The sequence below is a fragment of the Paenibacillus camerounensis genome (genome assembly GCF_000723885.1).
Classification (GTDB): domain Bacteria; phylum Bacillota; class Bacilli; order Paenibacillales; family Paenibacillaceae; genus Paenibacillus_AQ; species Paenibacillus_AQ camerounensis.
The window spans coordinates 12,214-34,266 of sequence record NZ_CCDG010000055.1; the positions used below are offsets into that span (position 1 = coordinate 12,214).

20 protein-coding genes are annotated in these 22,053 nt (G+C 50.6%); 4 read left to right on the plus strand and 16 right to left on the minus strand.

What is annotated here, in order from left to right; genetic code table 11:
- Positions 1 to 18: 18 nt before the first annotated feature.
- The 5 genes from BN3772_RS20220 to BN3772_RS20240 form a co-directional block, all read right to left on the minus strand.
- On the minus strand, positions 19 to 1,377 hold the full coding sequence (locus BN3772_RS20220; protein WP_042201776.1) for a hemolysin family protein: 1,359 nt from the start codon (positions 1,375 to 1,377) through the stop codon (positions 19 to 21).
- An 18-nt stretch (positions 1,378 to 1,395) separates the two neighbouring features.
- Positions 1,396 to 2,529 carry a radical SAM/CxCxxxxC motif protein YfkAB gene (gene yfkAB / locus BN3772_RS20225; protein ID WP_042201777.1) on the minus strand — a complete coding sequence of 378 codons (1,134 nt, stop codon included), beginning with the start codon at positions 2,527 to 2,529 and terminating at the stop codon, positions 1,396 to 1,398.
- A gap of 282 nt (positions 2,530 to 2,811) precedes the next feature.
- Positions 2,812 to 3,900, minus strand: a complete 1,089-nt coding sequence (locus tag BN3772_RS20230; protein ID WP_042174893.1) for an HD-GYP domain-containing protein — start codon at positions 3,898 to 3,900, stop codon at positions 2,812 to 2,814.
- Positions 3,901 to 3,995: 95 nt separating this feature from the next.
- Entirely contained in the window at positions 3,996 to 4,823 is an 828-nt protein-coding gene (locus BN3772_RS20235) for an undecaprenyl-diphosphate phosphatase (RefSeq protein ID WP_042201778.1), read from the minus strand.
- An 86-nt stretch (positions 4,824 to 4,909) separates the two neighbouring features.
- On the minus strand, positions 4,910 to 6,349 hold the full coding sequence (locus BN3772_RS20240) for a bifunctional metallophosphatase/5'-nucleotidase (protein ID WP_042201779.1): 1,440 nt from the start codon (positions 6,347 to 6,349) through the stop codon (positions 4,910 to 4,912).
- 138 nt (positions 6,350 to 6,487) lie between these two features.
- Here BN3772_RS20240 and BN3772_RS20245 point away from each other — a divergent pair, with 138 nt between their 5' ends.
- From BN3772_RS20245 to BN3772_RS20255, 3 genes are all read left to right on the plus strand, one after another.
- The gene (locus BN3772_RS20245; RefSeq protein ID WP_042201780.1) at positions 6,488 to 7,201 is read left to right on the plus strand and encodes a molybdenum cofactor biosynthesis protein; all 714 of its coding nucleotides are present in this window, start codon (positions 6,488 to 6,490) and stop codon (positions 7,199 to 7,201) included.
- Positions 7,202 to 7,280: 79 nt separating this feature from the next.
- The gene (locus tag BN3772_RS20250; protein ID WP_042201781.1) at positions 7,281 to 8,324 is read left to right on the plus strand and encodes an HD-GYP domain-containing protein; all 1,044 of its coding nucleotides are present in this window, start codon (positions 7,281 to 7,283) and stop codon (positions 8,322 to 8,324) included.
- Positions 8,325 to 8,543: 219 nt separating this feature from the next.
- Positions 8,544 to 8,789: a DUF7667 family protein gene (locus BN3772_RS20255; protein ID WP_042201782.1), complete on the plus strand. Its 246-nt coding sequence runs from the start codon at positions 8,544 to 8,546 to the stop codon at positions 8,787 to 8,789.
- 429 nt (positions 8,790 to 9,218) lie between these two features.
- Here BN3772_RS20255 and BN3772_RS20260 read toward each other — a convergent pair whose 3' ends face one another.
- The 10 genes from BN3772_RS20260 to BN3772_RS20310 all read right to left on the minus strand — a co-directional run bounded on the left by BN3772_RS20260 (position 9,219) and on the right by BN3772_RS20310 (position 20,696).
- Positions 9,219 to 11,090 (minus strand): ABC transporter ATP-binding protein, encoded by a 1,872-nt coding sequence (locus tag BN3772_RS20260; RefSeq protein WP_086074682.1) that lies wholly within the window; start codon positions 11,088 to 11,090, stop codon positions 9,219 to 9,221.
- Positions 11,080 to 12,855 carry an ABC transporter ATP-binding protein gene (locus tag BN3772_RS20265; protein WP_042201783.1) on the minus strand — a complete coding sequence of 592 codons (1,776 nt, stop codon included), beginning with the start codon at positions 12,853 to 12,855 and terminating at the stop codon, positions 11,080 to 11,082. The genes BN3772_RS20260 and BN3772_RS20265 overlap by 11 nt, the downstream gene beginning before the upstream one ends.
- Positions 12,856 to 13,475: 620 nt before the next feature.
- Positions 13,476 to 14,873, minus strand: coding sequence for a Fe-S cluster assembly protein SufB (sufB, locus tag BN3772_RS20270; protein WP_042174878.1), 1,398 nt, complete (start codon positions 14,871 to 14,873; stop codon positions 13,476 to 13,478).
- A gap of 18 nt (positions 14,874 to 14,891) precedes the next feature.
- Positions 14,892 to 15,329 carry a Fe-S cluster assembly sulfur transfer protein SufU gene (gene sufU / locus BN3772_RS20275; protein WP_042201784.1) on the minus strand — a complete coding sequence of 146 codons (438 nt, stop codon included), beginning with the start codon at positions 15,327 to 15,329 and terminating at the stop codon, positions 14,892 to 14,894.
- Complete coding sequence (locus BN3772_RS20280) at positions 15,316 to 16,542, minus strand: cysteine desulfurase (RefSeq protein ID WP_042201786.1); 1,227 nt, start codon at positions 16,540 to 16,542, stop codon at positions 15,316 to 15,318. The genes sufU and BN3772_RS20280 overlap by 14 nt, the downstream gene beginning before the upstream one ends.
- Positions 16,539 to 17,840, minus strand: coding sequence for a Fe-S cluster assembly protein SufD (gene sufD / locus BN3772_RS20285; RefSeq protein ID WP_042201787.1), 1,302 nt, complete (start codon positions 17,838 to 17,840; stop codon positions 16,539 to 16,541). The genes BN3772_RS20280 and sufD overlap by 4 nt, the downstream gene beginning before the upstream one ends.
- 29 nt (positions 17,841 to 17,869) lie before the next feature.
- Entirely contained in the window at positions 17,870 to 18,652 is a 783-nt protein-coding gene (gene sufC / locus BN3772_RS20290) for a Fe-S cluster assembly ATPase SufC (protein ID WP_042201790.1), read from the minus strand.
- A 232-nt stretch (positions 18,653 to 18,884) separates the two neighbouring features.
- A complete protein-coding gene (locus tag BN3772_RS20295) occupies positions 18,885 to 19,454 on the minus strand; it encodes a DUF1802 family protein (RefSeq protein WP_042201879.1) in 570 nt (189 codons plus the stop codon).
- 210 nt (positions 19,455 to 19,664) lie between these two features.
- Positions 19,665 to 20,129 carry a Dps family protein gene (locus BN3772_RS20300; protein ID WP_042174867.1) on the minus strand — a complete coding sequence of 155 codons (465 nt, stop codon included), beginning with the start codon at positions 20,127 to 20,129 and terminating at the stop codon, positions 19,665 to 19,667.
- A 264-nt stretch (positions 20,130 to 20,393) separates the two neighbouring features.
- A complete protein-coding gene (locus tag BN3772_RS20310; RefSeq protein WP_042201792.1) occupies positions 20,394 to 20,696 on the minus strand; it encodes a YunC family protein in 303 nt (100 codons plus the stop codon).
- Positions 20,697 to 20,924: 228 nt separating this feature from the next.
- Here BN3772_RS20310 and BN3772_RS20315 point away from each other — a divergent pair, with 228 nt between their 5' ends.
- Positions 20,925 to 21,446, plus strand: coding sequence for a hypothetical protein (locus tag BN3772_RS20315; RefSeq protein ID WP_042201794.1), 522 nt, complete (start codon positions 20,925 to 20,927; stop codon positions 21,444 to 21,446).
- A gap of 76 nt (positions 21,447 to 21,522) precedes the next feature.
- On the opposite strand, the gene BN3772_RS20320 is transcribed toward BN3772_RS20315, so the two are convergent.
- Positions 21,523 to 21,900: a DUF423 domain-containing protein gene (locus tag BN3772_RS20320; protein ID WP_042201795.1), complete on the minus strand. Its 378-nt coding sequence runs from the start codon at positions 21,898 to 21,900 to the stop codon at positions 21,523 to 21,525.
- Positions 21,901 to 22,053 lie beyond the last annotated feature (153 nt).

A 22,053-nucleotide genomic window follows, 5' to 3' on the forward strand; every position in this document is an offset into this window, starting at 1 on the left:
AGCTTATAAAATAGTATATTACTCCCTGTCTTCATCCTCACCGGGATCTGCTTCGTCCGTCAAAGGCGGATTCAGATGGTGTATCTTGATTCTCGTAATCCGCAGGCGGGTTGATTCCTCAACTTCAAAGGTTACATCACCAATCACAATATGCTTGCCTTTGGACGGATTGCCCTCCAGCTCCTTAAACAGCCACCCGCCGATCGAATCCACTTCTTCATCTTCGATAATGACACCGGTCAGATCATTCACATCCTCAATCAGCATCCGCCCGTCCACCGAGATAAATTCTCCGTTACGCTCCACGTCCGGCCGCTCATTCTCGAACTCATCGTGCAGATCGCCGACTATTTCTTCAAGAATATCCTCAGCAGTCAGGAGACCGGCCGTTCCGCCGTATTCATCGACCACGAGAGTGAGCTGGGATTTGTTCTTCTGCATGAGCCGCAGCGCATGGCTGATCTCCATGGATTCCGGGACATTCAGGATCGGGCGTACCAGTGATCCCAGGTCATTCTGCTGATCCAGCGGGGCGAACAGCAGGTCAGTAATATGGATGAAGCCGATAATCCGGTCTTTATCCTCATTGGCTACCGGGTACCGGGAATGCTTGGTTTCGTTGATGATCCGCATATTTTCTTCCAGTGAAAGATTGCTGTACAGCACATCCATATCGGTGCGCGGCAGCATCACTTCACGGGCAAGGAGGTCCGAGAATTCAAAGATGTTATCCATCAGCTTCATCTCATCCTTGTCGATGACCCCGCTTTTGGCGCTCTGGTTCATCAAGATGCGGATTTCTTCCTCCGAGTGGGCTGCCTCTGCTTCACTGGCCGGTTCTACGCCGACTAATCTCAGAAGCGCATTTGCCGAAGCGTTCAGAACCCAGATGAACGGCAGGAACAGATTATAGAAGAACATCAGCGGTGCGGACAGCAGCAGCGCTGAGCCTTCTGTTTTTTGAATCGCCAGCGATTTCGGGGCAAGCTCTCCCAGTACAATATGTAAAAAAGTAATAATGGAAAATCCGATTACGACGGATACGGTAGAAATCAATGTATGGTCGGTAACCCCAAGCTTGAACATCAGCGGCTCAACCAGCAGCTCTGAGATTGCCGGCTCCCCGATCCACCCGAGCCCCAGTGAAGCCAGTGTAATGCCGAACTGGGTAGCAGAGAGATACGAATCGAGCTTCTTGTTGACCTTCAGCGCATACCCGGCCATTTTATTTCCTTCGCTCACCAGCTGGGTCAGACGGGATTGTCTGACCTTCACCAGTGAGAATTCAGCAGCGACAAAGATACCGTTCAACAGCACAAGCACCAGAACCAGCAACAAATTAAGCAGTAAGCTTCCTATGTCAAATTCCGTATGCACAATAACAACGCCTCGATTCTACAAAGTGATCGCTTTTCTTGATTTGAAATCGATCTTTGGATAGTACATGTCAGCAACCAGCAGATTTGGCCCGCAGCAGCCCGCAGCATCACAGAAGCAATTAACCTTCTGGTTGAGGGGATGACTGCTTAGCCATTCAGCAAAAATATCATCCAGCCGGTTCGTTTCAATGTTGCCAAAGGCAGAAATGTCGGCAAAATCTGTTACGAATACATCACCGGTAAACATATTTACATTTACCCGGTTGCGTCCGTCCGGATCATTACGCAGTGTCACATTCTTTTCTGTACGCAGCCTGCGCAGCAGTGTCTGGTGCTCTTCAAGTTCGCTGCAGGCAAAAAACGGCAGAGTGCCGAACAGCATCCACATCTCCGGATCGCGGGCATCCAGCAGGGAATGAATAGCATTCCCCATCTCCTTCAGGGATAGCACAGGAAGTGAAGAAGCGAAGCTGGAGGCATACATCGGATGCACCTCATGGCGCCGCGCCCCCATATCACCGATCAGCTTATGAATTTGCGGCAGCTTCGTGTGTGTGCGGTAGTTAATCATGGATTCTGCCGAGATCAGCATACCGTCGTCACTTAGCCGGCGGGAATTATCAATCATTGTCTCGTACAGCCGGTATGCCGCTTCCTTCGCCACCGGGTGCCCGCTGTTCGCGAAGCCGACCTCGTGGAAGTCATCACCGTTCACGTAATTGAAGGAGATATGCATAACGTCCAGATATGGAAGGAGCTTCTCGTACCGGGCATAAGGCATGGTGAGATTCGAATTGATCTGCGAGCGGATACCCCGGTCATGCGCATATTTCAGCAGCGGTACAATCATATTATCTACCGTAGAAGCCCGGAACATCGGCTCTCCCCCGGTTATGCTGATGGTCTGCAGATGCTCCACCTCGTCCAGGCGCTTCAGCATATTGGTTAGCGGAAGCATGTCCCCCTCCTTCATGGTCAGGCTATCCCCGACAGCACAGTGCTCACAGCGCATATTACATAGATTGGTAACCGTCATCTCCACACTGGTCAGCACATGACGCCCATGCCGGCGGAGTGAAGTAATCGGATCCCAAGGATCGTAGCTTGGCGACAGCTCCTTCATTGATCTTGATGGTTCTAATATACTCATTTTGCTTGCTCCTTTAATGCGTATTCCTTATTATTAACCCAAAAATATGAACAAGATAGGCAACTTACCTTTTATCATACCACGGCGAGCCAAAAATCGTCATGTTCTGAAGCTACAGTCTGCAGCAGCATCTTTTATATGCAGCTAACGAAAAACAGCGGGGCGGACACAGGCACACTATCTGCCGCACGGCTGCGGCTGCCCGTTGTTCGCTCCTCGCTGCTAGGTGGCAGGGGGCTGCAGGTGAAGTCCCTGCCGCCGCTCTCGGCGTTCCGGCAGACTTCACTGTTCATCATTTTCAGAGACATCAGATATCACTACGGAGAGCGCCGTGCCCAGATCCAGCTCATGCGGGGTAACCGGCTCATCTTCCGGCCCTGTAAATATGCGTACTACCGGCCTGTGCGGTGTACTAGGATCAATTTTGACCACAACGCCGCTTTCGCCTGTGCTCAGCTTGACAGTAAGCCCCAGCGGATAGATAGCTACACGGTCTCTGAACAGCTCCAGCTGCTTCTGCTCGTATAGCGTGCCTGAACCTACATAGAGTGCCTCTACAGCCTGATGGGGCAGCATAGCCTTTTTGTATATCCGGTTGGAGGTCATGGCATCATAGGAATCTGCAACGCCCAGCCACTTGGCATATTCATGGATCTGCGGGCCGGTCAGGCCGCGCGGATAGCCGGAGCCGTTGATCCGTTCATGGTGCTGAAATGCGCAGTGGGCGGCAAGCAGCGGAATGTTGGGCTCTTCTTTTAGAATCCGGTAGCCGATCTCGGTATGCGCCTGCATATGCTTGAACTCCTCATCGCTCAGCATGCCGGGCTTCTGGACGATTTTGACCGGAATCTGGGTTTTGCCGATGTCATGCAGCAGCGATCCAAGACCGAGTACCCGCAGCTCTTCCCTGCTGTAGCCGTAAGCAATTCCAAGCACCAGTGTATAAAGACATACGTTAAGCGAATGGACATACAGGTAATTATCGGCTGTATGCATATCCGCCAGCATGATCATCGGATCTTCCTGCGAGGACATATCATCCAGAATAGAATCCATAATTTTGGAGAATTTTTTGTCCAGATGGTAGAAGCCCTTGGTAATCCCCGAGGCACCGGACATCTCCTGGAACTGGTTCCTGATAACTTTGAGCGCCTGGTTGCGCGTCTCATCATGCAGCATTGACGTAATTACAACATCGTCCGTATGGGCATCCTCAATATAGACATAGCCGATGTCGATCTTAGCCAGCCGCTTAATTAACGCATCCGTAAGTTCTATCCCGTCAGCGAGCAGAACCAGTCCTTCATCATTATAAATCTTTTTTCCGAGCTTCATCCCAGCCTGAAGCCGATTCACGGATACTAAACGCACCTTGGCTCACTCCTGCCTTTAACGGTAAATTACAATTCTGATTCGAAGTCTTTTGAAGTACTGTATGCTATACCGTTATCACGGGTAAACCTGAATTAACGCATAATAAACAGCCAGAAAACAGCTGCCAGAATAAAGCGGTAGATGGCAAAATGCGTCGGTCTGATCTTCTGGATCAGCTTCATGAATAATACCACCACGAAGTATGCAACCACAAAGGCAATTACGAATCCGATCGCGAAATCCATTATGGTATCCTTTGTAAAATATTTGTAGGAATCGAGCAGCTCATAGCCGGACGCAGCACACATAATCGGAATCGCAATAAGGAAGGAGAAATCCGCCGATGCCTTATAGCTTACTCCGCTCAGCATCCCCCCTGAGATCGTTGAACCCGAACGGGAGAATCCCGGCCATAATACGGAAATAATCTGATACAGGCCGATCGCCAGCGCCTGCCCGTACGACAGATCATCCAGCTCATGCGCAGTCACACGCGACTTATGCTTGTTCCACCACTCCGCCGCAATCATCAGTATCCCCCCCGCAACGAGCGCCCAGAGTACTGTAGTTGCCCCAAAGAGGCCTTTGATAAAGTCCCTGGCAAAAAAAGCGACCGCCAGCGCCGGAGCAATACCCAGGATAATGTGGATCAGATTAAGCCGGGGAGCCGGCATAACTCCGCCTCTGCCCCTGCCCCTCCGGCCTATGCCGAGCAGATCCAGCACACGTTTGCGGTAGACCAGTGCGATAGCCAGAATGGCCCCGAGCTGGATCACGATTTCATATGTCTTCATGATCGAATTTTGCTCATCAAAGCCAAGCAGCTTGGTGGTAAGAATCATATGGCCGGTTGAAGATACGGGTATAAATTCGGTGATACCTTCAACTATAGCGAGAATTATTGCTGTAATTGTATCCATGGCTTCCTCCTGATTTTGATTAAAAAAATGAACCTGGCCCGTCTTCTGCCTGTGCTGCAATAATTGCGTTTATGTAGATGAAGCTTTTATGTGGCTGTGCTCTCCCAGCGGACAGCAGCAGCTTCCTCAAGGCTTCCCGGACGCTGAAGCTCAATCCGCAGCAGATCGCGCAGGAAATGGGGCACCAGATAAACCGGATCGCGCCCGTTCGCAATACTCTCATAGCCGGAGCGGAAGGTGAACATATCGAGAGTACCGACCTCGTACTCTGTATCATCCTCCAGCGGCTCCTCTCCAACAAAAACTGCAATACTATTATCATACGGTATTATGGCAGGATCGTACAAGATTTTTAATCCGTCTGCGGCCAGGCTCCCAAGCACTTTGCCCCTGAAACCATAGCCAAAGATAGGCTTAGTACAGAACTCCTCCCTGAGGCTCTGCAGCAGGGCTGTCCGGATATCTCGGCCCTTAAGCCTTATTACGCAGGAGTTAATCGGCGAGGGACATAGGGCGTGCAGCATACCTGCCGTAATGTTGCCTTCCGGAAGAGGCCCAAGCAGCTGTCCGGTATTGACCAGCGACAGCCGGGTGCCTGTAAAACGGCGCACGGCCTGGGCGAGCAGATTGCCGAAAGGCGATTCTCCAAGCAGATTCAGCGGCAGCTCTTGTCCGGTAATCGCTGCAGTCTCCTCCAGCGCCTCCTGCCCCTGCTGCAGATGCAGCGCAGCCGCAGGAGCAATAACTGCTTCTGTCAGCCGCTGATCCAATTCAATGCATTCTCCGCTCACCAGTCTGAACGGTACTCCCGGCTCCGGCCGCTCGAACTGCAGCCTTCCCAGATAACAGCCGAACTTGCCCGCGCCGCAGACAGCCGTGCCGTTTATCATCAGCGGCTGCTCCAGCATATGGTGGGTGTGACCGCCCAGAATGGCATGAACCCCTTCCAGCCGCTCTGCCAGCAGCTTATCTGCCGGCAGCCCCAGATGAGACAGAATTATTACAAGATCCGCCTGCTGTGCCAGCTGGCGGCACTCTTCACGTAGCGCTTCTTCCGGATTTCTGACGTCCCAGCCCAGCAGGGCATAAAAGGAAGTGAACGCAGCAGTAGCCCCGGTTATGCCGATCCTGATCCCATTCTTCTCCACGATGGCATGACGCTTCATCCATAGCGGAGGCTCGCCTGTGGCAGCATCAAGAAAATTACAGCATACTACGGGGCACTGCAGCCCGGAGAATATAACGGCTAGCGTCTCCGGTGAGAAGGTCAAGCCTTCGTTGTTACCTATAGTAACCGCGTCATATCCGGTCAGATTAATAATATCAATGTTCGCCTGGCCCATTGTTCCTTCCGTCTCTACTGCAGCCCGGTCCATATGGTCACCGATATCCACCAGCAGCACAGCTTCCTCACCGGCGGCTGCCTTCAGTCCGGATATCCCGGCAGCAATGGGACTCATCGTCTCAAAATGGCTATGTATATCATTGGTATGAAGTATCGTCAGTCTCTGCGGTACAGACTCCATGAGCACTAGTTCCCTTCCTTCTGTAAAGCCGTTCCGGCAGAAGCGGCAGGCATGTAATCTTATGTAGCCTAGCATAACATTTTCAAGGGCAATATGGTATATTGTAATCATTATTAGAGACATGAGGTGAAATGAATAGTGCAGATAACCATACGCCTGTTCGCCGGCCTGGCCGAGCTGTTCAGCGCATCCACAATTACCTTTCAGGTCCCGGAAGCTCCGCTGACCGCAGGCAGCCTGAAGGCACAGCTTGCCGCCTCCTACCCTGAGGCCGCACAGCAGATCCATACTTCACTTGTAGCTGTTGATCATGAATATGCACCTGATGACTCCCTTATTTCTGCAGATGCCGAAGTTGCCCTGATTCCGCCTGTATCGGGCGGAGAACCAGATCAGACGGACGGTGAGACAGCTGACGGCCTGTTCAGCATAACCGGTCAGCCCCTGAATGCAGAAGCTCTCCTGGATAAGGTGCTGGATCAGAATCACGGCGCTTCTCTGGTGTTTGTCGGCACCACAAGAGAAATGACCGGAGATCAGCGGACAACAGCGCTTCATTATGAAGCTTATACACCGATGGCGCTTGGCAAGCTGCAGGAAATCGGCAGAGAAGTTAAGAGCCGCTGGAAAGCGAATTGCGCAATTGCACACCGTACAGGCCTGGTCGGACTGAAAGAGGCAAGTGTCATTATCGCGGTGTCCGCCGCACACCGTGATATCTGTTATGAAGCAAGCCGGTTTGCCATTGAGAAGCTGAAAGCCTCAGTACCTGTATGGAAAAAAGACATCAATGACTCCGGTGAAGCGTGGCTCGGCTCTGACCTCAAGGCTGAACAATATAAGCCGCTTTAGCTCCTGCTGCAAAATCATTGAATAATTCCGGCTTTATTGCTATGCTGAGGAAAATTGCGATGAGTAAGGTGGCCTAGCATTGAGAGTACACGTTATGGATCTTAAAGCCGGTGATTTTCTGCGGTCGGATACCTTTAGTTCGAAAGGGCTGCACGTATTGCCCAAAGGCTCTCTTCTTCAGTTGGATGAGATATCCAAGCTGATACAGCATGGGGTGGATTATGTAGATATTGAAGAGACTCGGCAGGAGGCTGTTGTACCGACCAGCAGATCTTCCGTTATCCAGGCAGTAACCGCCAGCTTCGACAGCAGCATTGATGGCTTCGAATCCGTGTATATGGAAGCGTTGACTAAAGGAAGCTTTAATCAGTCTGTCGTAGATGACATCCTGCAGCCTACGCTGCAAGCGTTGGACAAGCACAAAGACGTGGTAACTCTCCTATTGCTGCTGGACCGGGAAGATAATTACACCTATAACCATTCCCTCCAGGTTGGCATGCTTTCTTATTATATAGCTTCCTGGCTGGGATATTCCAAGCAGGAATGTTATGAGATCGGCCGGGCGGGTTATCTGATCGACATCGGGAATTGCCGGGTCTCCCCTGCTATACTTAAGAAGCCGGGCAAGCTTACACCGTCTGAATACGAAGAAGTGAAATTACATACGCTTTACGGCAATGAAATTATCCGCAATTCCATGGATGATCCCTTCACAGCCCTGGTTGCCCTGCAGCATCATGAGCGGGAAGACGGCAGCGGTTACCCGAATGGACTGACTAAAGCCGAGATCCATCCCTATGCCCGGATTGCAGCCGTCGCTGATACCTACAGCGCAATGACTACCCACCGGATCTACCAGTCGAAGCAGGAGCTTATCTCCGTGCTGCGGGAGCTTAATTCGCTTAGCTTCGGCAAGCTGAACGGCAGACATGTCCAGGCTTTTGTCCAGCATCTGATGCCCAACTTCATCAATAAAAAAGTGCTGCTCAGCACCGGGGATATCGGAGTTATCATCATGAATAATCCGCTGGATGTCTTCCGTCCGCTGGTGCAGTGCGACGGCATGTTCCTTGATCTGTCCCGTGAACGCCAAATTTCCATTATTGAAATTTATATGGAATAAGAACTAAGCCCCCTGACCGCTAGCGGTACAAGAGGGCTATTTTTTTGAGTGAAACGGAATAGTCACTTTCTATTGGGCATTGGATAGTAATTGGAGGGGATTTGGCTAGCAATTTGGATGGAAATCAGATGACAATTGGAGGGCAACTGCAAGTATGTTTGGACTCCGGATTCTCTGGCGAGGCTGTAAAGACAGCTGTAAAAAACCGGAGGTGGAGTAATGCTACTGATTCATCAGCGGCTGGCTGAGCTGTATACCATAGGCTGCAAGCGTCCGCTAACACAAGCGGAGCTTACCGAACAACAGCACTGCCTGCACGCCAACGCTGTCTACTGCTGGGAGATCAGCCGGCTGAATATGGAGGAACAGCTTGCGGCGTTAACCGCAGATACGTTATGGCAGCAGGACATTGCTGCTCAGCTTCAGGAGGTGCGTATCAGCGGTAAAGCATCTAGGCGCCGGTAATGGCTGCTGCACGGCTGCTGCACACAACTGGAAATTTGCCCAAGCCGCGGTTACCTCTTCTTATCTTCACAACATATATGAAGGTAAGCCATTATAACAGGTGCTCGCCGTTTGAACCGGAGGTCTAGTTGGAATGTATCCGATTACATCACATTTGCTGATCTAACATTTGTAATTAGCGGGATAAAGTCCGCCTGATTCATCTCTCTTCGGATAAAAGCCAGCATTTCACGTAATGTAAACGGATTCTTTCCGCTTAATCGTTAGTTAACAGAGAAATAGACTGAATTAACGTACGTTTTTCCAGCTAATATGCAGATAAACTTCTTAGCAGCTCCCTGGCATCATGGCGGTCACAGCACCGGATAACCCTTTCCCGGGCAAACAGCCCGTCTCCATTAATCTGGAGACGGGCTGTTGACTTTACCATTAGAGGAAGCGGAATTGCGCTTCAATCAATCCGTTATAAATGCCGTCCCGTGCCGTAAGCTCGGCATGGGTTCCTTCTTCCTTGATCTCACCGTGATCCAGCACGACAATTTTGTCGGCATGTCGGATCGTTGAAAGTCTGTGGGCCACGATAAAGGAGGTCCGGCCTTTGAGCAGGATTTTCAGCGCATCCTGAATTTTGATCTCTGTCTCGGTATCAATACTTGCAGTAGCTTCATCCAGAATCAGAATCCGCGGGTCAGCCAGGAGCGCCCGGGCAAAGGATAGCAGCTGGCGTTGTCCCATCGACAAGGCGCTGCCCCGCTCCTCTACCTCAGTGTCATAGCCGCGGGGCAGCTTCATGATGAATTCATGCGCATCCACCGCTTTGGCTACCTCTTCGATCTCCAGGTCGGTTGCATCCAGACGTCCGAAACGGATATTGTCCCGGATCGTCCCCGAGAAAATGAACGTATCCTGCAGCACGATCCCGATCTGCTCGCGCAGGGTCTGCAGCTGAACTTCACGCACATCCTGGCCGTCTATTGTCAGCCCGCCGCTTTTAATATCATAGAAACGCCCGATCAGGTTAATAATGGTACTCTTCCCTGAGCCGGTATGCCCGACAAGCGCTATAGACTGGCCGGCTTTGACGTCGAGCGAAATCCCCTTAAGCGCCGCCCGTCCCTTTTCATACTCAAATACGACGTTCTTGAAGCTGATATTCCCCTGAATCTTCGGCAGCGGCTTGGCATCCGGCTTATCCTGAACCGCAGGCTGCTCATCCAGGTATTCAAAAATCCGCTCCGAGGATGCCATCGCCACCAGCAGCTGGTTGTACATCTGGCCCAGCCGGTTAATCGGGTCCCAGAAATTGCTGACGTACGTACTGAACGCGACCAGGTAACCCACTGTAAGCTCGCCTGACTGGATCAGATATGCGCCGTACCAGAACAGAATCATCGTGCCGATCCCGCCGGTAACCTCGATAATCGGGCCAAAGCCCTGGTTCATCGCCGAAGCCCTGTTCCAGGATTTGCGGCTGTCCATATTCATCGCGTCAAAATACTGCATGTTCTCCTGTTCCTGCGTGTAGGCCTGAGTCACCCTGATTCCCTGAATCGACTCGTTCAGATGGGAATTAATCCGTGAGTTCTTCATCCGCACATCCTGCCAGGCGATCCGGATTTTCTGGCGCAGCTTAGTGGATACAAAGAACATAATCGGCACAGTAATCATTACAGCGAGGCCCAGCTTCCAGTTAATCAGCAACAGAATGACCATAATGCCGACCAGCTGAACACAGTCAATCATCAGATTGACAACTCCGTTTGTGAACAGATCCTGCAGGGAGTTAATATCATTCGTTACCCGTACCAGCACCGAACCCGCAGGCCGTTTATCAAAGAAATTAAAGGACAGCTTCTGGATATGCCGGAATAAATCTGAACGCAGATCATAGATGACCCGCTGGCCGATCACATTCGTGTACTTAATCCGGTATACCCCGGCAATCCACTGGATCAGATATAACACGATTACGCTTGCTGTCAATATGTAGAGCAGGGTTAAGCTCGGACTGCCTTCCTTGGGCGCAATTGCCTTATCAATAGCCATACTGGTCAGAAAAGGAACGGTCAGCTTGGTTATTGTACCCAGAATCATCAGGATAGAGACCAGCGGGAGCATTTGCTTCGCATACGGCTTCATATACCCGAACAGGCGGGTGAACTGCCTCCAGTCAAAGGCTTTGTCAATCTGGTCATCATCCTTGTACACAAAACGCTCCTCAAGGAGCTGTCCCGCAGCCTTACCCTGCTTACCGGCCTTACCTGCCGATCCGCCTGCCGTTTGTTTCTTTTCAAGCTCCATGCTCCGTCCCCTCCCCTCTACCCTGCGTTCTGGCCAGATAATCGGCATATTGAATTCTATACACATCCTGATACGGTCCGGGAACCTCAATCAGCTCGGCGTGCGTGCCCGTTTGCGCCATCCGTCCCTGATCCATAACGATGATCTGGTCGGCGTGGCGCAGCGAGGAAATCCGGTGGGCGATAATCAGCGTGGTGCGTCCGCGCATAACCTCCTGGAAGCCGGCCTGAATCTCGTGCTCCGTCTCCATATCAACCGCACTCGTTGCATCATCAAGAATCAGAATCCGCGGGTTCTTCAGCAATGCCCTGGCAATGGCAATACGCTGCTTCTGTCCGCCGGAAAGTCCCATCCCCCGTTCTCCAACCACCGTATCATAGCCCTCCGGCATCTCCATAATGAAATCATGGGCTTTGGCGAGCTGAGCCGCCCGGATGATCTCGTCCATGCTAACATTTTTGAGTCCGTATGAAATATTATTGCGGATGGAGGAGGAGAACAGAAACGTCTCCTGAAAAACAGTAGAAATCTGCGAACGCAGACTGCGCACATTGTACTCCCGGATGTCAGTACCATCCAGCGTAATACGGCCTTCATTCACATCATAGGCACGCATCATCAGCTGGGTAATCGTTGATTTACCGGAGCCGGTTCCGCCCAGGAAGCCGATTACTGCGCCTGGTTTTGCCTCAAAGTGAATATCCTTAACAGCAGGCATCTTGTTTCCGTAGGCAAAGGTTACATGGTTGAAGATAACCTCACCTTTAACCTTAGTGGAATCCAGCGGAAGAGCATCTGCCTTATCCTGTACATCAATCCGCTGGTTGAGCACTTCGAGCACCCGTTCTCCGGAGGCTTTGGACTGCGTATAGTTGTTGATATGGAAGCCAAGTCCCCATACCGGACCGATAATGTACCAGATCAGGCTGAAAAAGGCTACCAGCTCACCCAGTGACATATTCCCTTTAATGACCAGCGTTCCGCCTACACCAAGCAGAATGGCAATACTGACCGAGGCCAGCAGCTCCATCACCGGGAAAAACTTGCTCCACAGCTCAGCCGCAAAAATTTGGTTATCTTTATAGCGTTCATTACGGTGCGAGAATTTCTGAACCTCATAATCCTCCCTGGCGAAGGATTTAACCGTCCGCACACCGGTAACATTCTCCTGTACAGCCGTAGTCAGAGAGCTTAAGGCAAGCCGCATCTCCTGAAAGGCGGGATGAATTTTCGATTCAAATTTGAAGGCTACGGCCGCCAGAAACGGCATCGTAACCAGGGTAACAAGCGTCAGCTGCCAATTAATAGTGAACATCATAACGGAGCCGAACAGCACCATAAAAAATACATTCAGTAATTGTGCGAAGCCGAAGCCGATGAAGTTACGGATCGCTTCCAGGTCCCCGGTTAAACGGGACATCAGATCGCCTGTCTTGGCAGTGTCATAATAACGGAAAGACAGGAATTGCAGCTTCTCATAACAGGCGTTACGCAGACGGTAGGCCAGAAAGTTACCCAGCCGTCCGCCAAAAAAACCATGGGCAAATTGCAGGCAGGCTTTTACAATGACGACTGCAGCAACACTGAGGGCCAATACCGGCACCTCTGTAAATTTCAGGGGAACAATAACATCATCAATCAGTCTTCTAAGCAAATTCGGGGTTATAAGCCCCACTGCAGTTGCGGCGGCCAAAGCTATAATCGACAGAATCAAATAATGCAGCTTCTCCCGGTAAAAGCCCCGCAGTTGCCTGAGAACATCCATTTCTCTCCTCCTTAAAGCTTAACCTCACATCGTAAGCCATATTTATTAGCGCTTTCACATTAGCGGCTTTATGCAGTTTATCACCCATGTTTTAATGCGGCAAAGGGGAGAAACGCCCATATTCCATGTTTTTTCCGGTTAAATCAGGCTTAACCTGGTCCAAAACAGCAGCCGTATCTTTAATTGCTCCCGTTTCCTTGCAAATACTGCTCAATTCAGCTTTAGCATTATTCAACGTACATTTTACCGGAATTTGCGCTGAAAACAGCACACCACACTGACTTTTTATCCATAAAAGTTATTATATGTATTTATCTGCAGTCAAATGATCAAAAGTAATAGCTACTTCACCAAATATACTTCCTTCTCACTCCTCCGCCTAAGCAGCCGTTGTTAACAGCAGGCTGTTATTTCCTCGGCAATACTTCCGCTTTATACAGGCTATATGAACTGCATCACGTCACTTAACGGTTACCTTCTGACAGGTTAGTAGCCGAAATCAAAAAAAAGTGCCCGCTGATCTCGGACACTTCAGTGTCAGGATGACAGCGGGCACTACTCTATACGTTATCGTAAACGATGGTAAGGTTACATAGGTCCGGTTCTTCTATAAAGAAGAATTAACCGATGCTTCCTTCCATTTCGAACTTGATCAGTCTGTTCATTTCCACCGCATATTCCATTGGCAGCTCTTTGGTGAACGGCTCGATGAAGCCCATGATGATCATCTGTGTAGCATCAGCCTCAGTCAGGCCGCGGCTCATCAGATAGAACAGCTGCTCTTCAGATACCTTGGATACCGTGGCTTCATGCTCAAGAATGACATTATCATTCATGATCTCGTTGTACGGAATTGTATCTGAAGTGGACTGGTTATCCAGAATCAGCGTATCGCACTTAATGTTAGCCTTCGCGCCTTCTGCCTGACGGCCAAAGGAAGCGAGACCGCGGTAAGTTACCTTGCCGCCGTGCTTACTGATGGATTTGGAGACGATGGTCGATGTTGTATCAGGTGCCAGGTGAATCATCTTGGCGCCTGCATCCTGGTGCTGATCCTTGCCGGCAACCGCGATGGACAATACCGAACCCTTGGCTCCCCGTCCCTTCAGGACAACTGCAGGGTACTTCATGGTCAGCTTGGAGCCGATGTTGCCGTCAACCCATTCCATGGTGGCATTTTCTTCGGCTACCGCACGTTTGGTAACGAGGTTATAGATGTTCGGTGCCCAGTTCTGGATCGTAGTGTAACGAACGCGGGCGTTCTTCATACACAGGATCTCAACGACTGCGCTGTGCAGGGAATTCGTGCTGTAGATCGGCGCTGTACAGCCTTCCACATAATGCACGAAGCTGTCCTCATCTGCAAGAATCAGGGTACGCTCGAACTGTCCCATGTTCTCGGAGTTGATGCGGAAGTAAGCCTGCAGAGGCACTTCGCACTTCACGCCTTTTGGAACATAGATGAAGCTTCCGCCCGACCATACTGCACTGTTAAGTGCGGCAAATTTGTTGTCGGCCGGAGGAATGATTGTGCCGAAGAATTTCTTGAACAGCTCAGGGTGCTCGCGAAGTGCAGTATCTGTATCCGTGAAGATAACGCCCTGATCCGAAAGATCCTTCTGCATGCTGTGGTAGACTACCTCGGATTCATACTGTGCCGATACACCGGCGAGGAACTTCTGTTCCGCTTCCGGAATACCGAGCTTGTCAAAGGTTTCCTTGATTTCAGAAGGAACCTCTTCCCATGTCTTCCCTTGCTTCTCGGAAGGTCTTACATAATATTGAATATCTTCGAAATCCAGATCATCCAGATTGCCGCCCCACTTAGGCATCGGCATTTTGCGGAACTGCTCCAGAGACTTCAGGCGGAAGTTAAGCATCCACTCCGGCTCGTTTTTGATTGCGGAGATTTCGCGGACGATTTCTTCCGTGAGTCCTTTACCAGACTGAAATATCGACTTATGCTCATCACGGAACCCGTACTGGTACTCTTCCATATCAGGCGCTTTCTTAGCCATGGTGTCAGCCTCCTTGTTCTAATGTTGTTGGTGCTCTTCTTCTGTTTCAATGCCTTTGCGCAGCGCGTTCCAGGCCAGGGTAGCACATTTGATCCGCGCCGGGAATTTATTAACACCGGACAGGGCTTCTATATCTTCGTAGTCTCCGAAATCTGCGTCTTCACCCTTCATCAGTGAGGAAAAGCTGTCAGCAAGCTCAAGCGCACGTTCAAGGCTCTGGCCTTTGACCGCTTCCGTCATCATGGAAGCGGAGGACATGCTGATCGAGCAGCCTTCGCCGCTGTAGCGCGCATCCTTAACGATGCCGTCCTCTACCTTAAGCTGCAGCGTAATACGGTCGCCGCAGGTCGGGTTGTTCAGTTCGATCTTTAGGGCATCGTCTTCAAATGAACCGCGGTTCCGGGGATTTTTATAATGATCCATAATAACGCGTCTATACAGGTCATCCAAGTTCATAAGAGAAGTACTCCTTTGCCTTGATTAGGCCTTTAACCAGCGCATCTACATCCTCTTCAGTATTGTAGAGATAGAAGCTGGCCCGGGCTGTTGAGCTGACCTGCAGCCAGCGCATCAGCGGCTGGCAGCAATGATGTCCGGCCCGTACGGCAATGCCTTCGGCATCAAGTACGGTGGCAACATCATGCGGATGGACGTCACCGAGATTAAAGGTTACTACACCCACCTGACGATTGCGCGGCCCGTAGATGGACAGATCGCTAATCTCAGACAGCTTCTGCTCCGCATAGGCGGCAAGCTGCATTTCATGACGGTGGATATTGTCCAGCCCTACCTCCTGCAGGAAATCAATGGCTGCTCCAAGACCGACAGCACCGGCAATAATCGGTGTACCGCCTTCGAACTTCCACGGAAGCTCCTTCCAGGTCGATTCGAACAGGCCGACATCATCAATCATCTCTCCGCCGAATTCAACCGGCTCCATTGCTTCAAGCAAGGCTTTTTTGCCGTACAGAGCACCTATACCGGTCGGAGCCAGCATCTTATGGCCGGAAAAAGCGTAGAAGTCGCAGTCCAGGTCCCGGACATCGACCTTCATATGCGGAGTACTCTGCGCACCGTCCACGACAATGACTGCGCCGTTGCGGTGTGCAATAGCGGCAAGCTCTTTAACGGGATTCGTAACACCCATTACGTTGGAGACATAAGCGATGGCTACAATTTTTGTCTTATCCGTAATGGTAGCCTCCGCATCCTCCAGCGTAACCGTTCCGTCCTGCTGCAGCGGGATAAACTTCAGGGTAGCCCCTGTCCGCTTAGCCAGCTGCTGCCACGGAATGAAATTGCTGTGATGCTCCATCTGGGTAATGACGATCTCATCACCTTCACCGACTGCAGCAGGTCCATAGGAGGATGCAACAATATTCAGCGCCGTAGTAGTTCCGCGGGTGAATATAATCTCCTTGACGCTGCGGGCGTTAATGAATTTCGCTACCTTCTCACGTGCGCCTTCATAAGCATCCGTTGCCCGGCTGCCTAAGGTATGAACACCGCGGTGCACATTCGAATTATCCCATTCATAATAGGCTTTGACCGCCTCGATAACCTGACGCGGCTTCTGTGAAGTCGCCGCACTGTCCAGATAAACGAGCGGATGACCGTTAATTTTCTGGTTCAGGATGGGAAACTGGTCCCGGATACTGCTGTTAATCATTGGCCCAACTTCCTTTCCACAAGAGTCTGGAGCTGATTACGCAGTCCCTCAAGTGGAATTTGCGACACGACAGGTGCCAGGAAGCCGTATATGATAAGTTTCTCTGCGTCATGCCGTGTAATTCCGCGGGACATCAGGTAATACACCTGCTCGGGATTGACCTGTCCTACGGAAGCGGCATGGCCTGCTGTTACATCATCTTCGTCTATGAGCAGAATCGGATTGGCATCTCCGCGCGCTTTCGGGCTCAGCATCAGTACTTTTTCAGTCTGCTGGCCGTCAGCTCTTGTCGCACCCTTCTCGATCTTGGTAATCCCGTTAATGATCGAATTGGCTGACTCACGCATTACCGCGCGGGTAATCATGTCACTTGGTGTGTTTTTGCCGAAATGCTGTGCTTGGGTAGTGTAGTTCAATTTCTGGGAACCCGAGCCTACTGCAATCACTTTGGCGTCAGAGCTTGAACCGTTGCCCTTAAGCACGGACTTGGTATCGCTAGCCGTATCGCCATAGTTCATCTCTCCGACAATCCACTCGATCGTGCCGTCATTCTCAACAACAGCCCGGCGGTAAGTAACATCTGTGGTGTCCTCCCCAAGCTGATGGACTGTCGCATAACGTACCTTTGCCCCAGCGCCGACGAACACTTCAACTGCCCCGTTGTGCAGACCTGCTTCAGCCTTGTCGGATACATAGTTGTCTACATAAGTAACAGAGCTGTTGGTGTCAGCAACGACCAGGATATGCGGAACAAAAGACGCCTCAGCATCATCGGTGAGCAGAACTGCCTGCAGCGGAGTATCAATAACTACATTCTTAGGAACATAGAGGAATACCCCGCCGTTCCACAGTGCCGCATGCAGCGCAGCAATTGAATGCTCGCCCGGGAGAACAGCTTTATGCAGATAACGCTGCACAAGATCTCCATGCTCTTTGGCAGCTGTCTGCAGATCAGTGAAGATTACGCCCTGTGCAGCCAGCTCAGGCGCCAGACGTGTATAGACCACACCTGAATTATGCTGAATGATCAGGCTTCCATCTTCCTGGTCCTTAATCAGCGCAGCAATAGCTGAAGGTGCTTCATTGAGGGCAGTAAGCAGCTTAGCCGCTTTGTAGCTTCCATAGTTGTTCACGTTCCAGCGGTCAATCCGTGTCTTCTCCAGTTTCGGCAGCTCCAGTTCGGCTGCCAGTGCCAGCGCCTGCAGGCGGCTGTCCTTCAGCCAGCCCGGCTCACCGCCGCTCAGTGATAATTCGCTGAGCCGCTCGGCATCCACCGGAAGAATGGTTTGCGTCGTCATAAGTGGTTTCCTCCTTCCTGGTGTATGAATTAAACTTCTTGTCCTACAGTTTCATCTTCAATGCCGAGCTCTTCCTTAACCCATTCATAGCCTTCTGCTTCCAGACGCTCAGCCAGCTCAGGTCCGCCGGATTTCACAATACGTCCCTGCATCATGACATGAACATAATCAGGCTTGATGTAGTTAAGCAGGCGCTGATAGTGGGTAATAACGAGGAAACCGCGCTCCGGGCTTCTCATGGCATTTACACCTTCAGCAACAATCTTCAATGCATCAATATCAAGGCCGGAGTCAATCTCATCAAGAATGACGATCTTCGGGTCCAGCATCATCATCTGTAGTATTTCATTACGCTTCTTCTCACCGCCGGAGAAGCCTTCATTCAAATAACGGTGCAGGAATTCCGGATTCATCTCCAGTTCCTTCATCTTCGCTTCCATCTGGCGGATGAAGCGGATCAGGGAAATTTCTTTCCCTTCTTCACGGCGGGAATTAATCGCGCTGCGCAAAAAGTCGGAGTTGGTTACGCCGGCAATTTCGCTCGGATATTGCATTGCCAGGAACAGGCCTGCACGGGCACGCTCATCTACTGCCATCTCCAGCAGATCTTCACCGTCAAGAACAGCTGTACCTTCAGTAACCTCATATTTAGGGTGACCCATAAGTGCCGAAGCAAGTGTACTTTTACCGGTACCGTTCGGTCCCATGATGGCGTGAATTTCTCCGCCCTTCATCTGAAGATTGATCCCCTTCAGAATCTCTTTTCCTTCAATGTTCGCTTTTAGTCCTTCAATGACAAAATCTGCTGCCATAATTAATATTCCCTCCACTATTCAATTTGCGAAATCAGAAAGTTGTATTGTCACAGGATTTCCCTGATCGCCAGCACAATTAGATTGTATATCACATTATAATAATTATAAACAGAATCATAATGATTATCAATGATTCTCAATAATTTTATTACAAAGGATGTCTTTTTTCAAATATTGCTTTTCATTTTTCACGGTATTTCTGCACTTTTTTGCCCTATTCTATGGCATACTACCTGCCAAGAGCAGACAGAATTTCATTTCTTCTCTGCTCAAACTCACTATCGCTGAGTACCGGCTTCCATTGCTGCGCCGGTGGTATATCAGCCAATTCAATCCAGGAACGGCAGCCCGAGTATTCAGGCAGTACCGGTACAGACACGGCAGCATCACTAACATATACGCGAAGCAGCAGAACATGCAGCGGCTCCTTAGCCTTCCAGCGCAAACGTTCGGCAGCCAGCTGCCCGCTCCAGATATGATAAGGGTTCAGCAGCTCAAGCTGTTCCAAATCCCTAATCTCAATATCATCAGCAGCTTCGGCATACACTGCCAGCGGAACCGTCCCGCCACCGGAAGCCGTCTCCTCCGCCAGTGTCTCTGTGACCAGATGACGGTAGGATTCCTTCAGGAGCTCTTCACGCTGATGCTCATAGGTGGGGTAAAGAAAAAACGAAGGGCTCTTCAGCTCAAACCTTCTGGTCTCCTCCGCAATGCCTCCTTTGCGCAGCAGGACTATCTGCTGTCCTCCGGCCAGGGCATGTACAGCTGAAGCCCATTCCTTTAGCGCGACAGAATTCATATTCAAGAGCAGTCTTCCCCTTTCCGGCTCCAGTTATATAACAGGAGATTTACTATGGATTATATAACTTGCAGACGCAGTCTACAAATAGCCTGGATCACATCTGCCGGAGAAATATTTAGCTGAGAATCCCCTGAAAATGTTCCTGCAAAAAAATATAGAGCCTCCACGCGGGAGGCTCTATATCCTACTGTCATAGTCCTTACGGTGTTACGCGCCCAGGAAAGAACGAAGCATCCACTGGTTCTTTTCCAGATCGGTGCGGATTTTGATGAACAGGTCCGCGGTCGGCTGGTCACTGGCCTGCTCAGCCAGCTCGATGCCTTCAGTCAGCTCTTCCGCTACTGTTGCAAAATCCTCTATCAGGGTCTGTACCATTCCGCGGGTATCTTCCTTGCCCGTTGCTTCCTGGATCGTCCCGATCTCCAGATATTCCTTCAGCGTTGCAGCAGGTTTGCCCTTGATGCTTAGCAGGCGTTCAGCTACCTCGTCCATTTTAAGGGTTACATCATCATACAGCTCTTCAAATTTCACATGCAGGGAGAAGAATTGCTCCCCCTTAACGTACCAGTGATAATTATGAAGCTTAACGTACAGTATGTTCAGGTTCGCCACCTGGCGGTTAAGTACTTGTTCCACTGAAGTTGTGTCGACTTTGTTTGTTGCTTTAGCCATTATTGATCCCATCCTTATCCATAATATTTGCCGGCTGCATGTCCAGCCTCCGGCAGCAGTTGTCTATATTCATTGTACCCTTCATAACCGGGCACGAAACAACGTCTCCCCCGGCATTGCCCGGCAGCCTTCGGGCGAGGGTATGCAGCTTCCTCTTATGTAGGATGACCATCTATTGCCGGCTTATCCGCCGCCTGTTCGAGCACAAATAAAGGGGCCTCAGCGGCCCCTTACCAGCTTTTCAATACGTTGAAAATACACTGCCTACAGCATAAGCAGCAGCGCTTCTTCACCGGTCATCCCCGGAACGATGCCCAGCTTCCCGGCTTCTATGGTAACAGACTCCAGCGGAGCGGCAAGCAGCTGAGCCAGCGTACGCACACCTACCGCCCTTGCCGCAATGATCTTCCGGTCAGCCAGCATCTCGTTCAACAGACCTACATCGAGTGCTCCGCACATAATATATCCCCGGTCCGTGCTGACCGTCAGCAGGGTTGTTTTGGGCAGCTTCACCTCGACACCAATTAGCGTATGTCCGCCTACCTGAACAGGCTCCAACGTCACCACTTTGCAGTTCCTCCTTTTTATCACAGTCACGTTGTAAGTGTATGCTCCCCTGGATGCCGGGGTGTGGACGTATGGACTAGACAGTCTATAAATTACATGGGCCGCTGGTCCTTGTTCCGGACAAAGAAGTATATGATTATCTGCTGTTTAGTGGTATAGTTTACTTGGATTGTGAAATGACTATATGAACAATTAAATGAGATGATTTAATGAAAAGCTGGGGGATTTATGGATAAGAAACTGCAAAATACGGACGGTAATTACCTGTTTAACGTCGATATCCTGATTAATGCCCGTACCAACCCGCTAGCCCTGCAATATTTACTCGAAATATTGAATAACAATAGCGATAAGGTCACGGATTTCAAAATCAACTCAGGTGTTGAACTGGGAAGAAGCATTGACACGCTGCTCCGCTCAGCCAAAGCAGCCCTGAATCAGGAGCCTGTGCAGGCCCCAGCGCCGTTCAAAATGCCGGCTAAGCCCGATAGCAAAAAGGCAGGGACGACAGAAAAGCCAGCCGCAGCTAAATCTGCAGCTGACAGCCCCGTTGATGCTTTTGCAAAAATCCGCCAATACATTAAGAACAATCAGCTGGTCCGTCTGCGCACGAACAGGCCCGGCAACCAGGTCTCCATGCCCTGCCGGATTCTGAACTTTGATGAAGAGTCATCGACCATCAGCGTCTATCATGTCGATGAGAAGCAAGTGTATACCTTTAAAATTTACGAAATTGATGAGTTTGTGTAAGATTATTCTTTACAGGTACACCAACAGGCACCTCCCGCCGGTACGATGCGGGCAGGTGCCTGTTGGTGTTTTGGCATTATTGCTTGCGGGAGAAGGCTTCCAAAGCGAGGCAAATCCAGCCGGCGATAAAGCTGACTCCGCCCAGTGGCGTAATAGCCCCTAAGAAGCTGATTCCGGAAATGCTCAGCACATAAAGGCTGCCGGAGAACAATATTATTCCCGTTATCAGCAGCCTGCCGGCCCAGCGCAGCCGGGCACTCTCTCCCCATTGCCCGATAAGCACGCCTATCAGCAGCAGGCCAAGTGCATGAGCCATGTGATATTGAACGCCTGTCTCATACACAGCCAGATGCTCACTGCTGATAACAGACTTCAGCATATGGGCGCCAAATGCGCCAATCATTACCGACAGCATCGTAAGCAATGCACCCCAGGCTATAAATCTTCGCTGCACTAATGTCACAACCCCTCTTCAGTAAGCTTTCCTTATCTTAACTTATCGGAGCCTGCGTTTTCCAGCAAGGGAGGACGGGGACTGACAGTATTTTTGCGTTATATCTTGCTTTTACAGCTGTCTTATGAAAAAGTGGAAGTATAAGTCTTCATC